Origin of the sequence: Uliginosibacterium sp. H1 (assembly GCF_036017065.1) — a bacterium.
In the GTDB taxonomy this organism is placed as follows: domain Bacteria; phylum Pseudomonadota; class Gammaproteobacteria; order Burkholderiales; family Rhodocyclaceae; genus Uliginosibacterium.
This window is the reverse complement of record NZ_JAYXHR010000003.1, coordinates 391584-405669: the sequence shown is the minus strand read 5'-3', so window position 1 is coordinate 405669 and position 14086 is coordinate 391584. Positions and strand designations below refer to the sequence as shown.

Here is a 14086-nt window from a genome sequence, read left to right as displayed (position 1 = left end):
GCGTAGGTTGGGTTGAGCGCAGCGAAGCCCAACACCCGGCGCGCCATCAAGGGACGCAGGTACCAGGTGCGTGTCGGGCGTCGCGTTGCTCAACCCAACCTACGTGCGCTGCCCTTGCCTCCCGAAGCAACCCTGCAGCGCGCCAGCTTTGCAAAGCAAAGACAACGTCGCTGGATTCCCGCTTTGCGAGCTTCCGGCGTTCGCCGGAATGCCTGCGAGACCCACTACGCGGGAATGACGAGTGCGGAGGTCACGGCCGACAAACAACATCGCGCTTCTGCAGACGCTCCCAACTCCGTCATTCCCGCGCCCCTCGACGGGCTCGGGGACCGTCCGGGAATTCAGTGTCGTTGCATTTCGGGTTCATGACAGACCGCCCCTGACAGGCACACCAATCACAAGCTACCCACCGAGACCCACACCATGAACACCACCCACTTCGACGTCCTCATCATCGGCGGCGGCCAGGCCGGCCTGTCGATGAGCTATTACCTTCAACAGCGCGGCCTCAGCCATGTGGTGCTGGAGAAGAACAGCGTGATGCACAGCTGGCGCTCGCAGCGCTGGGACAGCTTCTGCCTGGTGACGCCGAACTGGCAGTGCGCCCTGCCCGACTACCCCTACACGGGCAGCGAGCCGCACGGCTTCATGAAGAAGGACGAGCTGATCGGGTACCTGGACGGCTTCGCGCTGCATGTCGCCGCGCCGGTGCGCGAAGGTGTCGCGGTCACGCGCCTGACGCGTGGCGAGGAAGGATTCACGGCCGACACCAGTGCCGGGCGCTTCACCGCCACGCAGGTCGTCGTGGCCTCCGGTGGTTACCATGCGCCCATCGTGCCGCGCATGGCGGAGCGCATTCCGGCGCACATCGTGCAGCTGCATTCCGCGCAGTACCGCAACCCGGCCAGCCTGCCGGACGGCCCGGTGCTGGTGGTGGGTTCCGGCCAGTCCGGCGCGCAGATCGCCGAGGACCTGCACCTCGCGGGCCGCAAGGTGCACCTCGCCACCGGCGACGCGCCACGCTGCGCGCGCTTCTACCGCGGCAAGGACGTGGTCGACTGGCTGGCCGACATGAATTACTACGAGATGCCGGTGGAGCAGCATCCGCTGAAGGAAGGCGTGCGCGACAACACCAACCACTACGTGACCGGCCGCGACGGCGGGCGGGACATCGACCTGCGCCGCTTCGCGCTGGAAGGCATGGAACTCTACGGCCGCCTGCACGGGCTGGAAGGTGCCACGCTGCAGTTCGCGCCGGACCTCGCCGCCAACCTGCAGCACGGCGACGACATCTACAACGGCATCAACGCGAGCATCGACAAGTTCATCGCCGCGCGCGGCATCGACGCGCCGCCGGCTTCGACATACGAACCGGTGTGGCAGCCAGCTGCCGAGCGCACGACGCTGGACCTGCAGGCTGCCGGCATCGCCGCCATCGTGTGGTGCATCGGCTTCACGCCGGATTTCTCCTGGGTCGACATCCCGGTGTTCAACGGGCGCAGCTACCCCGGCCACCATCGCGGCGTCACCGACGTGCCCGGCCTGTACTTCCTGGGCCTGCCCTGGCTGCACACCTGGGGTTCGGGGCGCTTCTCCGGCATCGCGCGGGATGCGTTGTACCTCGCCGAGCGGATCGTGGCGCAGCAGGACCTGGCTGCGGCACAGGCGCCGGAAGCGCGCCGGGCAGCGGCCTGAGCGCCTGCACATCTGCCAGGGGACGGCGGCCTTCCGCGATTCCTACAGCGGCTCGCGCGGCCGTCCTGCGGCGGCATCCGCGGCATGCCGCCACACTGGATCATCTCCAGTACAGAGGGGTGTGCCATGAAACCCGCCAAGAATTCGCCGCAGACAGTGCCGCAGCCGGCAGAGCCCGAGCATCAGCCCCCCCTGCCGCACGAGCGCGACCAGACCACGCGCCAGCAGGCCGCGCCGATCCAGCCGGAAATCGCCCAGGCCCACCGTGACCTCGCCACCGGCAAGCAGGACACCGACCTGCGTGGTGAAGCCTCGCGCAAAGCCATCGCCAAGTCCGCGCCGCGCGACCACACGCCGCCGCAGACCGGGGAGGAAGACCCGCTCGCCAGCATCGCCGACGTTCCCGCGCGCTCCGCCGCCGGGAAGGCGCGCTGACCAGATCCCGGGCAAGATTCCGGGCGCGCAACCGAAGCGCGCCAGGCAGTCCCCCAGTCCGGGGCTGCGTCGCCTTAGGCCCGCGACATGGGAGCCGCGCACTGGCGGGTGACACCTTGCCGGTCGATCGCCTGCTTCCTGCCGCCTGATGCGGCCGCGCCCCGCTGCCGCCGATCCCGGCACCGCAGTCCACCGCACCCCACCCCTGCCGACATCCACCCCATACCTTCCAGGACACAGTCCGCCACGCTCGCGTCGCCTTGCCCGGTAGACGTGACATTGCCTTACAAATTTGCGGGCTGCCCCCTACTCAGGTGCCGCGACAATGGCCGTTGACCGTTGCAAACCAGTAAACCGTCGGCATTTCCGGGGGAAGAGGCTGGAACAGGCGGTACGGTGGCGCAGGACAGCGGCATGGACAGCATGGACGGAGCAGTACCCGCAGCACTTCCGGCGGACGAGCAGGAGCGGCTGGCACGCTTGCAGGCGCTGGCGGTGCTCGACAGCGCGCCGGAGCCGGTGTTCGATGCCATCACCCGGCTGGCGGCCGACCTGTGCGGCGCACCGATCGCACTGGTAAGCCTGGTCGACGCACGGCGCCAGTGGTTCAAGGCGGCGACCGGCCTGCCCGGCGTCAGCGAGACGCCCCGCGACATTGCCTTCTGCGCGCACAGCATCCTCGGCCGCGGCGTCATGGAAGTGGCCGACGCCACGAACGACCCGCGCTTCGCGCTCAACCCCCTGGTCGTCGGCGCCCCCCATATCCGCTTCTATGCCGGCGCGCCCATCGTCCTGCCCGGCGGGCATGCCATGGGCACCCTGTGCGTCATCGACCACGCAGCGCGGCAGCTCGACCCGCAGCAGCGCCGCCAGCTCGCCGGCCTGGCGGAAGTTGCCGCGCAGGCCCTTGTCGCCCGCGAACAGACCGTCATCGCGCTGGCCGTGAAGCAGCGCCACGAGGCGGAGCAGCACGAGCGCCTGCGGGTGACGCTGCACTCCATCGGCGACGCGGTGATCACCACCGACACGCGCGGCATCATCGACTACATGAACCCGGTGGCGGTGCGGCTCACCGGCTGGCTGGCGTCCGAGGCGCAGGGTGCGCACATCCGCGAGGTGTTCAACACCATCCACGACACCAAGCGCACGATGCTGCCCAACCCGGTGGTCCGTTGCCTGGAGAACGACTGCGTGATCGCGCTTTCCGAGCACACGCTGCTGGTGTCGCGCGACGGCAGCGAGCGCGACATCGCCGACTCCGCCGCGCCGATCCGCGCCGCCGGTGGCGCGCAGCTCGGTGCCGTGCTGGTGTTCCATGACGTCACCGAGCAGCGGCAGCGCTCGCGCGACATCAACTACCGTGCCTCGCACGATCCCCTGACCGGGCTGTTCAACCGCTCGGAGTTCGAAGGCCGTCTCGGCCGCCTGCTGGAGACCAGCCGGGAGCGGCAGGCCGAGCACGCGCTGATGTTCATCGACCTCGACCACTTCAAGACCGTCAACGACACCTGCGGCCACGCCGCCGGCGACGAGTTGCTGCGCCAGCTGTCGGCGGTGCTGCAGCAATCGGTGCGCGTGCGCGACATGCTGGCGCGGCTAGGTGGTGACGAGTTCGGCCTGATCATGGAGCATTGCTCGCTGGAACAGGCGCAGCGGCACGCGCGGTTGCTGTGCGAGCGCATCAACGACTACCGCTTCGTGCATGAGGACCGCCGCTTCCGGGTGGGCTGCAGCATCGGCGTGGTGCCGATGGATGGCCGCTGGAGCGATGCGGAATCCGTCCTGGCTGCAGCGGACGCCGCCTGCTACACCGCCAAGCAGACCGGCCGCAACCGCGTGCACGCCTGGTTCGACAGCGACGACGTGGCGGACATCCAGCAGCGCGAGGCGTGGTCGTTGCGCCTGGTGTCGGCGCTGGAGAACGATCACTTCGAGCTGTTCGCGCAGACCATGACGTCCCTGCGGGCCGACGACTCCGGCACGCGTGTCGAGGTGCTGCTGCGCCTGCGCGACAGCGACGGCACGCTGGTTCCACCCGGCGCGTTCCTGCCGGAAGCGGAACGCTTCAAGCTGGCGGGCCACATCGACTACTGGGTGGTGGACCGCGTGCTGCAGCAACTGGAAGGACGGGCCACGCGGCCGGACAGAATCGGGATGGTCAGCATCAACCTCTGCCAGGAGTCGGTCACAGACAGCGGCTTCCTGGAGAGGCTGTGCCGCCGCCTCATCGCGGGCGGTGAATCAAGCCGCCACCTGTGCTTCGAGTTCGCCGAGAGTGTCGCCCTGGCCCGCCCCGAGGAGACCTGCCGCTTCGCAACCGAGATGCTGAAGCTCGGGGTGCGCATCGCGCTGGACGATTTCGGGCACGGCGTGTCGCCGTTCCGCCATCTGCGCGACATGCCTGTGGACTACCTGAAGATCGGCAGCCACTTCACCCGCCACATCGACACCGACCCCATCTGCCAAGCCACCCTGCGCTACATGCGCGACGTGTCCCTCGCGCTGGGCATGCAGACCGTGGCCATCCAGGTGGAGGACGCCCACGCACTGGACCGGCTGCGCGAGCTGGGCATCCATTACGCGCAGGGCTTCGTCATCGATCGTCCGGTGCCGGTCGCCGAACTGCTGCCCTGAGAGGGATTAGCACGGAAGGGGCGGCAGGGACGGAAAGCCCTCTTCCGCCCTCGTTCCGCCCTCTCTCCCTCAGCGGCCCATGCGTCGCGCGTAGGTCTGCTTGAAGAGCTCGGCCAGCTGCGCGTCCTTCGAGTCGAAGCGCACCTGCACGCTGCCATCCGCCTGGCGCGAAACGTCCACCGTCGCGGGCACGCCGTTCCTGCTGCCGCGGATCTGGCCGGACGCGGGATCGGCCGACGCCACCGATACGCCGGCATCCTGCAGCGCACCGACCGCCGCGCTCCACACCCTGTCGTACTGGGAAGGCTGTGCCGGCACCGGCACGGGTTCGTAGACGACGCAAGCAGCCAGCGACAGGCTGGCCAGCAGGAGGGTCAGGCGACAGCGCAAGGCGGAAAGCATGGTGACTCCTTCGCAGGAAATGGCAGGAAGGCCGGCACGCAGCACAGCACCGGCATGTCGGGGCTCACTTCGCTTGCCGCGCCGCAACCCGGAGTCAGTATAGGCCGCCCCGTGCGCAGCCCGGCTGACATGCCCATGACGTATTCTCCCGTTCGACACTGAACAGGAGCTCCTAGATGCGTCACCGCCTGACTGGATCACCGCTTGCGCTGCTCGTGCTGCCCGTCCTCATGCTGGGTCCATCCCCGTCGCTCGCCGGCTGGACGGACGGCAACGGCCAGCCCGTTCCCGATACCCCGCACATGCGCAGTGCCGGGGATTTCGGCGCCCATCTGGTCTTCACCGAAAACCTCGCGCAGTTCCGTGAAGTCTGGAATGTGTCGGTGACACCCCCTCGTCTGCCGGAGGTGCAGCAGGTCAGACGCGGAGGGACCATTTCCGGCATGGTGATCTTCTACGGCTGCAAGGCCGCCGCGGACAAGCAGTGCAACCTGTTCGCGGAGTTCAGCGTGACCCTGCCTGACGGCAAGCGCGTATCTGCCGGGGGCACCAGCCTGTGGACCATTGCCCCGGTGGCCGATCAGCTGATGCTGGGTGACGCCTCACTCGACCTGGGTTTCGGAGCCAATGACATGCCGGGCGTCTACCGCGTCGACGTCACGGTGATCGATCGCGTGTCCGGCGTGCGCATGCCGCTGTCGCGCAGCTTCACGCTGGACTAGAACGCTCCGGAGCCGGGCAGCCACAGCACCGGCTGGCGCACCGGGAAATTGCGGCGCACTTCCATCACGGCAGGCGCCGGGTCCAGGCAGCGCCACACCTGCAGCCAGTCCTCGCGGCCGGCGGACAGCGCGCCGAACAGCAGCGCGGGCTGGCGCACCGGCCATTCCGGCCAGTACATCACGTCGCGTGCGAAGGGCCAGGCGGATTTGTCGGCGAGGTACGGTGCGAGGAATCCGACGCCGCGCAGCAGGGAACGTCCGTCCTGCAAGGCATGGCGCAGCGGGTCTTCGCCCGGCTCTGTCAGCAGCACGGCCAGCGCGCACATCACGTCCAGGTTGAATATCGAGTAGCCGTAAGGCTTGGTGCGCGACAGCTCCTGCGGAAAGCTGCCGTCCGCCGCCATCTGGTCGGGCAGCAACACCTCGAACAGGCGGCGCCGGCAATCGGCGATCACCTCGGCGTTGCCGGTGAGGCGCGCGAAAGCGGCTGCCTGCAGCGCCCAGCAGGTGCCGTGGTTGTTGTGCCAGTCGCGCTCCTCCACGCCATAGGGATGGGTGCACAGCCAGTCGAGGTAGGTCGCGAACCATTCGTGCAGCGGGGCCAGCGCGTCGGCGTGGATCAGGCCGGCCTCGTCCAGGCGGCGCACGGCGACGGCGACCTCTGCCAGGTGCAGCGTGTCGATGACGCCGATGGCGCGCCCGGTGCACACCCCGCCGATGGCCTGCGAGTACAGCAGGCTGGGGTTCATGCGCGTGGCCGGTTGCACGAACCAGGCGTACAGGTGCGCCAGCGCGGCATCCGCGTAGCGCCAGCGCTGCTCCGGCTCGCGGCACACCAGCGCGGCGGCGGCGAGGACCCCGACGTTCTCGGAGAAGTCGAGCAGCAGCGCGCGGTGGGCGGTGAAGTTGTCCGGGTTGCTCAGGCCGTCGCGCTGGCGGTACGGCCCGCCGGGATTGTCCGGGTCCGGCCACCAGTAGTCGGCCTCCGACGAGAAGTCGTGCGCACCGCCGGCGCTGCGCGGGTTGCGTACGCTGACGATGGTCAGCGGCGCCTTGCGCGACACGGCCTCGGCGGCACGCAGCAGCCGCGGACGCTCGTGGGCATGCAGGTCGAAGTGCAGGGTTTGCTCGCTGGCGGGGTGAGTGGGGCGCGTGGGGTCTGGATTCAGGATCATGACGCTCGTCGTTGCTGGATCTGACCCCGGCTGGCCGCAGGATCAGCAAAGCGGAGGTGGGATCAAAGCGGAGAGGGGATCAAGAAAAGCAGGGCCGCGGCAACGGCCCTGCAATCTGTCGAAGGACAGGAGGACAAACCCGCTGGCCAGAGACAGGCTCCGGAGCGCAGCGCCGGACATCTCCGGCGCCGGGCCCCGCCCTGGTCTCAGGGCTGCAGGAACCACTGCTGCGGCAGCGCCGGGCTGGGGTTCGGATAGGTCCAGCTCGCCAGCATCTTGTCGTAGACGTTGATCAGTTTGTTGCTGCGGATCGCGTTCTCGCCATAGGTGCGCACGGTGCCGATGACTTCGAACTCGTCGGCGGCGATCTGCAGCAGTTCCTTGAAGGAAGCGTCGGCTTCAGCCTGCGTCTTCGCGCCCTGGTAGGTGTCGTACAGGGCCAGGCGCTTCTTCATGCTGGCGTTGGGTTCTTCACCCTGCTTGCCGTCGGACAAGGCCCAGCGCGTCCAGGGGATGCTGGTGCGCGACTCGGTCGGGTTCACCGTCACCACCGAACGCGGGTTCAGGTTGATGTCGTAGCCACCGGAGATGTTGTCCACGCTGATGTCATAGTCATTGTTGGTGGCGCGGTCGTAGAACAGCGAACGCTCGGAAGCGAGGATCACCATCTCCACGCCGACCTTGGCCCACTGGCGGCGCACCAGTTCCAGGGTGTCGATCTGCGCGCCCTGCGCCAGCGACACGATGGTGTTCAGGCGCACACGGCCACCGTCCGGGTAGGTGCGGTAGTTGTCGGAGTCGCGCTTGGTCAGGCCCAGCTTGTCGAGCAGCTCGTTGGACCGCTTCAGGTCCAGCTCCAGGAACTGGGAGCCGAGCTGCTTGTTGTACCAGCGCGATTCCGGCACCGGGCCGTTCTGCCAGGGCGTGCTCTGGCCGAGGAATACCACGTCGTTGATCTCCTTGCGGTCGGTCGCCAGCGACAGCGCCACGCGGAAATCCTTCTGGCGGATGAAGTTGCGCAGCTTGGCGTCACGCGTGGTCTGGTTCAGGTACATGCCGACCGCATTGGCCGCGGTACCCGGGAACACCACCACCTTGTAGTTCTGCTTCTGCGCGTTCTCGGCCAGCACCGGACGGTTCTGGATCGGGAAGATGTGGCGGTGCTGGTAGTCGAACTGGCCGTTGATGGTGGCCAGCACCATGCCCTCGATGTCGGACATCACCGACCAGCGGATGCGGTCCAGGTAGGGCAGTTGCTGGCCCTTCTCGTCGACCTGCCAGAAGTACGGGTTGCGCTCCACCAGCACCTGGGTGGACGACGCGAGGTAAGGCTCCTTCAGCACCCACGGGTCCAGCGTCGGACGCTCCAGGTTGGCCCAGCGGGTGTTCACCTCGATGTCACCGCACTTCAGGCGCATCAGCGACGGCCAGTCCTTGGATTTCTCCTTCGCCAGCAGACCGTCGATCTGCGCCGCGTTGTACTTGGGGTGGAACTGCGCGCAGTACTTCTTCTGGTACATCACCGGGTGCTGGCCAAGGCCGGTGGCGAGTTGCTCCGGCAGCAGCAGGTTGGCGACCGGGAACTTGAACTTCACGGTGTAGGCATCCGGTGCCGTCACCACGGCGTTCTGGCCGCGCGCGACGTACTGGTCCGGCACCAGGCCGAAGAACTGCTTGTTGTAGACGAGGTCGTTCATCGCGAACAGCACGTCGTCCGACGTGAAGGGCGAGCCATCGCTCCACTTCATGCCCTTGCGCAGCTTGAAGGTGTACTCGGTGGCGTCGGTGCTGACCGTCCAGCTTTCCGCCACGTTGGGCACCACCTTGTTGAAGTCCATGCTCCAGCGCGTCATGCCCTGCACGCCCACCAGGCGGGTGATGCTGTTCTGGTCGGCGCTGCCGCGCATGGCGGTGCGCAGGGTGCCGCCGTACACGCCGTTGCGGTCCACCGGCTTCACCACCTCGGGCTTCTCCGGCAGGCGCTCGGCCAGCGGCGGCAGCTTCTTTTCCTGCGCCAGTTTCTGCAGCGCAGGCGCTTCCGTATAAGCCTGAGCCGTGGCTGGCACGCTCAAGGCGGCGGCGAGGATGAAGGCGCCGCCCAAGCCTTTTGCTCTTACTGCGTTCATGATGAGTACCTGTCCTTTGGTGGTGGTCGTCACAAGAAAAGCGCGGCTTGTCAGAACCGCTTGTCCAGGCTCAGGCGGTACAGCCGGTCGCCCGCGTCCTGGAAGTAGAAGTTGCTGCTGAAACCCTGGTCGTCGATGAAGTGCAGCACCCGCTCGCGCTTGCCGATGCGGTACGGCACCAGCACGGTGACGATGCGGTGATGGGCTGCCATCGCGGTGGTGGCGGACAGGTGTGCATGGCGCTCCAGTCCGGCCAGCTCCGCCTCGTTCACGCCGGCGAAACCCTCGCGGCTGGCGAGCCTCAACGGACCCGACGAGCAGTACACGAACTCGCCCGTCAGGCCGGCCGCGACACCTTCGTGGCGGAAGCTCTGCGATGCGGTGCGCGGCATGCCGCGCGTGTGCAGCAGCCATTCCACCGTGCCCGGCTGCGCCAGCGACACCTCGTCGACGATCACCAGGTAACGGTCGTGCACGAAGTGGATGTCGCGTTGCCAGCGCTGCAGCTCCGGCGCGGTGAACCGGTAGGCGCGCGTCGCATCCATGCGGATGACGATGGCTTCGTCGCTGCGCTCGACGCCCAGCAGGTCGCCACCGGCGCGCTTGCACAGCACCTTGTCGTCACCGGCGTACTGGCCCTTGCCGTTGATGAGGATGGCATTGCGCGAACGGGTCTGGCGGCGCCAGTCGCGATGCATGCTGCTGCCGTGGCTGACGTAGTGCCCGCTGTGGAACGCCAGCTCCTCGCCGAAGGCCATCAGCGTGAAGCTGCCCTGGTCGCCGTGGCTGTGGCTGATGGAACCGTAGTCGCTGCACTTGGCGAGCAGCTGCAGGTGGCGCGCCGGCTCGGCCAGGTGGTTCTGCACCGCCACCCAGCCGATGTCGCGGAACACCTTCAGCTGCGTGTCCTCCGCCGGGGGCGTGGCGGTGACCGCCGGGTAGTCGTGGCGGCACACCAGCTCGTCGAAATCGAAGTCCCACCAGCCGTAGTCGTAGAACTCGCGCGAGGGTCCGGTCTGTGCGGCCAGCACGGTGTCGAAGTACCACTGGTACTCACCGCGGCCGGTGACGCCGGCCAGCACGCGCATGTTGTAGGCGACCTTCAGGCTAGGCAGGTTGCCCAGCGTGGATTCGTCGCAGAACGCCGAGCGACGCGTGTCCGGCGCGCGGCAGTAAAGTATGAAGTCCCCCGTGTTCTGCACGAAGGGCCGACGGAACAGGTCGTGGCCGCAGAAGTTGCGCAGCAGGCCTGCGGCGTCGAGGAACACCGCCATCGCGGTGGTCCAGTAACCCGGCCCTTCCGCCCAGCCGCCCTGCGCACCGCCCCAGGGCGGGTACAGGCCGTCCAGGCAGTCGACGGCGTAGTCCAGCCAGGTCTGCGCGGCCGGCTCCTCGCCCAGCAGGGCGATGCCGGCCGGCACCAGCACCGAGCCGATGGCGCGCACCGCGTGGCTGTCGTAGGGAAAGACATGGATGCGCGCGCGGTCGATGACGTGGGTGGCGACCTCCGTCGCGCGCTGCACCAGCACGCCGCGCACCTCGGCGCGCTCGTCCTCGCTCAGCAGGTCGTGCAGCCAGTCGTAGCCCCAGGCCAGCGCCGAGGCGACACGGAAGGACGCCTCGTCGTTGTACTCGCGCGAGGTGGTGCCGCGGGCATCCCAGCGCGCGGTGGCCAGCAGGTGGATGCGCGCCTGTTCGCGCAATGCCGGATCGGCAACCGCGCCTGCGACGGCCAGGTGCCGGATGGCATACAGCGCCTCCTGGCAGGCGATGTACGAGGCCCGCCAGGCGGCCACGTCGCGTTTGTGGCCGGGGTAAGGCGGCGGCTCGTCGACGGGCGCGCGGTCCGCCCACGGGGCAACGGCCTGCTGCATGAAGCGGTCCCAGCCGTGGATGCCGGGGTCGGCCTTCACGGCTGTGCGCAAAGCCGCCAGCCGCTGCGCGTCCAGCCAGATGCGCGGATGCGCCGACGCCGAAGCCGCCGCCCAGCGTTCATCGCGCCGCATGGCAGGCGTGGGCGCCAGCCCGGCGGGCACTTCGAACTCGCGTTCCGCGCTCCAGGCGGACGCAGGCGGCGCGGATCCTTCGTGTTCACTCGCCTGCACCGCGTAAGCCCAGCGATAGCGGCCCGGTGCCAGTGCGGTGTCCGGCGTGAAGAAGTTGCGCGTGATGCCGGCGAAACGGGTTTCACTCGTGGAGGTCTCGCCCGAGGAAGTTTCACCCGAGGAGGTCTTGCCCGAGGTTCCGTGCGGGGTCTGGCCGGGCATCTCGCCACGCGTGCCCGCTGCCGCGGCGGATCCGCCCTGCACCAGCGGCGTCACACGCAGCACGTAGCAGGCGTCGGCATCCAGTTCGGGCAGCCAGGCGAAGCGCGGAGGATTCTCTTCCACCACGGCGTCGTGCGCGGGTTGATAGCGCAAGGTGAGGGAGCCTTCGACCGGTTCATCCAGGACCAGCGGATACACGCCGGCACCCGGGCCACCATCCTGCGGTGCACTCATGGTTGCGAGCCTCCGCCTGGAAATTCCCCTGTCCTGCCCTGCGTCACCTGCGACCCCTTCGTCCCGGCTGCTCAGCCGAAAGTTAATCGATTACTTTCAATCCATATGATAGGCCGCATCCCTAGCGACCTGCTGGCGGAAACCCCTAGGTGAATGGAAACAAATTTCCTGCAGGAAACTGCTTTCCTTCGTTCAAGCCAATGAAAAATATGAGAAACATGGAGAGAAGGACCACCGGACATTGCCGGACACGCCTTTCCACCGGCAATGATCCCTCTTTCCATCCACACAAGTAAAATGTTTTACTAAATCCTGGCTACGCCGCCTGGAGACCCCGTCCAATGAAAACAAGCCCTTCCCCACCGGCCCACCGGCCTGAAAGCGCATCGGGCACCGGCCGTCCACGCCAGGCCGATATCGCCCGCCGCGCCGGCGTGTCGCCGGGAACGGTGTCCAAGGTGATCAATGGCGGTGCCGGCATCAGCGCGGCGCTGCGCGAGCGCGTGCTGGCCAGCATGCTGGAACTGGGCTTCCGCCCCGGCGAGGCGCACCTGAAGCTGGGCGCCATTCCGCGCGAGGTGAACCTCGTCACCTTCTTCCAGTTCCTCACCCTGGACGGCAGCTACTTCCATGCCGAAGTCATCCGCGCCATCACCGCCGAATGCGCGCGCCTGGGCATCCGCCTGGAAACGGTGCTGCTGGACCGCGACCATCCCAACGACGTGTCGGCCTACCGCCAGCAACTGGAGCGCAGCAAGGCCGACGCCCACCTCGCTGTCGGCATCGACACCACCGAGCTGCTGGGCCCCTTGCGTGCCAGCGGCGCACCGACCGTCATCGTCAACGGCGCCGACCCGGTGGCCTACCTGGACAACGTGTCGCCCGCCGCCCGGCGCGGCAGCAAGCTGGCCGCGCAACACCTGCTGGCCTGCGGGCATCGCGAGATCGTGCACGTTACCCACCTGTTCCGCCCGCTGATCCAGCAGCGCCTGGAGGGCTTTCGCGATGCGCTGGAAGAAGCCGGCATCGGCTTCGACCCGCAACGCCACGTCATCAACATCGACAGCCAGGTGTTCTCGTCCGAGCGCGCGGCAGCGGTGATCTACGCCCGCAGCAAGGCGGGCACGCTCAATGCCACCGCCCTGCACTGCGTGTCCGACTACACCGCCTTCGGCGCCATCCAGGGGCTGACCCGCGCCGGCCTGCGCGTGCCGGACGACATGTCGGTGGTGAGCTTCGACGACCTGCCGATCGCCGCGCTGTGCAGCCCGCCCCTCACCGCCGCCGGCGTGGACCGCGCCCACCTGGGCCGCGTCGCGGTGCGCCGCCTGGTCGAGCGCTTCCAGCACCCCGACGAGCCGCCCCAGAGCATCGAGATCGGCGCACACCTGAGCCAGCGCAGCAGCGTGAAGAGCCGCCCGGCGCCCCCCCAGTAGCCGCGTGGCGGCACGGCCGGGCGGACCCCGAGCCGGCCCCGGGTTGGCCCACCCGGTCGATGACCACCGGTGCCCGCGAGGGCAGATTGCAGCCGCCTTGCTGCCTGCTTCAATGCGGCCATCCGGTCCCGGTGGAACATCATGTACGCAGCCGCCCGCAGCCATCCGCGCACGCACGAACGGCCAACGCGCAAGCCGGCGATCGCCACCGTCTTCCTCAGCTATACCCGGCCCGATGTGCTCAAGGCCCGCAAGATCGCGCGACGCCTGTGGCAGTCGGACATCGCGGTCGCCATGTACAACCCCCACGAGCCCTGGGACGACCCGATCCACGAGATGCACGCGCTGGCGGCGTCATCGACCTGCGTGGTGTGGTTCTCGAACGGCCGACCGCCCACCGACTGGATCCTGCCCGAGCTTGAACGCGCAGCCTCCTGCGAGGTGCCCGTGCTCGACCTGGCCTCCATCGCCGACCTGCCGGGCGTGATCGATGCAATCCGCGCAAGGGACTGGCGCCGCAATGTCGCGGACCGCTTTCATCCGGGGCCTCTGCCGCAACCGGACGGGACCGTCGCCGGCGACCTGAAACAGCTGGAAGCGCTGTTCCACCGACAGGCCGGCGAGCGCAGCGACTTCATCAGGGAGCACGCCAAGCTCGCACGCATGGAATCGGATGCGGACGAGGGCAATCGCGCGCTCTCCGTGGCGCTGACATGCGCCCCCATCGCGGCCTGCATGGTCCTTCTGCTGGCGACGCTGATCGCGCTGTTCTTCTCTGTGTCCGTCGCTGGCGTGCTATTCGGACTCATGCTGGCCTGCGCGGCCGTCACGCCGCGGATCTGGCGCTGGGCAAATCGTTACGACGGCAAGACGTCGCTGCGGTACTGGCTTTGATTCGGTGCATCGCGTCGATCGGTACGGCAGGCTCGCCCGCCTGCGCACCCTGTAGGACGCATCTGA

Annotated in this window: 10 protein-coding genes; 6 read left to right on the top strand and 4 right to left on the bottom strand. The window is 68.0% G+C overall.

Going from position 1 to position 14086, the window contains the following annotated elements; translation table 11 throughout:
- The first annotated feature begins 423 nt into the window (after positions 1-423).
- From VVD47_RS18430 to VVD47_RS18420, 3 genes are all read left to right on the top strand, one after another.
- On the top strand, positions 424-1695 hold the full coding sequence (locus VVD47_RS18430) for an MSMEG_0569 family flavin-dependent oxidoreductase (RefSeq protein WP_327604979.1): 1272 nt from the start codon (positions 424-426) through the stop codon (positions 1693-1695).
- A gap of 126 nt (positions 1696-1821) precedes the next feature.
- Positions 1822-2130 (top strand): hypothetical protein, encoded by a 309-nt coding sequence (locus VVD47_RS18425; protein WP_327604978.1) that lies wholly within the window; start codon positions 1822-1824, stop codon positions 2128-2130.
- A gap of 414 nt (positions 2131-2544) precedes the next feature.
- Positions 2545-4764 carry an EAL domain-containing protein gene (locus VVD47_RS18420; RefSeq protein ID WP_327604977.1) on the top strand — a complete coding sequence of 740 codons (2220 nt, stop codon included), beginning with the start codon at positions 2545-2547 and terminating at the stop codon, positions 4762-4764.
- Between the two features lie 69 nt (positions 4765-4833).
- On the opposite strand, the gene VVD47_RS18415 is transcribed toward VVD47_RS18420, so the two are convergent.
- A complete protein-coding gene (locus VVD47_RS18415) occupies positions 4834-5166 on the bottom strand; it encodes a hypothetical protein (protein WP_327604976.1) in 333 nt (110 codons plus the stop codon).
- 176 nt (positions 5167-5342) lie between these two features.
- On the opposite strand from VVD47_RS18415, the gene VVD47_RS18410 reads away from it, so the two are divergent.
- Positions 5343-5888, top strand: a complete 546-nt coding sequence (locus VVD47_RS18410) for a hypothetical protein (protein WP_327604975.1) — start codon at positions 5343-5345, stop codon at positions 5886-5888.
- Here VVD47_RS18410 and VVD47_RS18405 read toward each other — a convergent pair.
- From VVD47_RS18405 to VVD47_RS18395, 3 genes are all read right to left on the bottom strand, one after another.
- Positions 5885-7063 carry an alginate lyase family protein gene (locus tag VVD47_RS18405; protein ID WP_327604974.1) on the bottom strand — a complete coding sequence of 393 codons (1179 nt, stop codon included), beginning with the start codon at positions 7061-7063 and terminating at the stop codon, positions 5885-5887. The two genes, VVD47_RS18410 and VVD47_RS18405, sit on opposite strands and share 4 nt — an antisense overlap.
- A gap of 206 nt (positions 7064-7269) precedes the next feature.
- Entirely contained in the window at positions 7270-9189 is a 1920-nt protein-coding gene (locus VVD47_RS18400; RefSeq protein ID WP_327604973.1) for an ABC transporter substrate-binding protein, read from the bottom strand.
- A 50-nt stretch (positions 9190-9239) separates the two neighbouring features.
- Positions 9240-11690 (bottom strand): DUF4962 domain-containing protein, encoded by a 2451-nt coding sequence (locus VVD47_RS18395; RefSeq protein WP_327604972.1) that lies wholly within the window; start codon positions 11688-11690, stop codon positions 9240-9242.
- 341 nt (positions 11691-12031) lie between these two features.
- Between VVD47_RS18395 and VVD47_RS18390 the strand changes: the two genes are divergently transcribed.
- Positions 12032-13126: a LacI family DNA-binding transcriptional regulator gene (locus tag VVD47_RS18390; RefSeq protein ID WP_327604971.1), complete on the top strand. Its 1095-nt coding sequence runs from the start codon at positions 12032-12034 to the stop codon at positions 13124-13126.
- 141 nt (positions 13127-13267) lie between these two features.
- Positions 13268-14020, top strand: coding sequence for a hypothetical protein (locus VVD47_RS18385; RefSeq protein WP_327604970.1), 753 nt, complete (start codon positions 13268-13270; stop codon positions 14018-14020).
- The last annotated feature ends 66 nt before the right edge of the window (positions 14021-14086 follow it).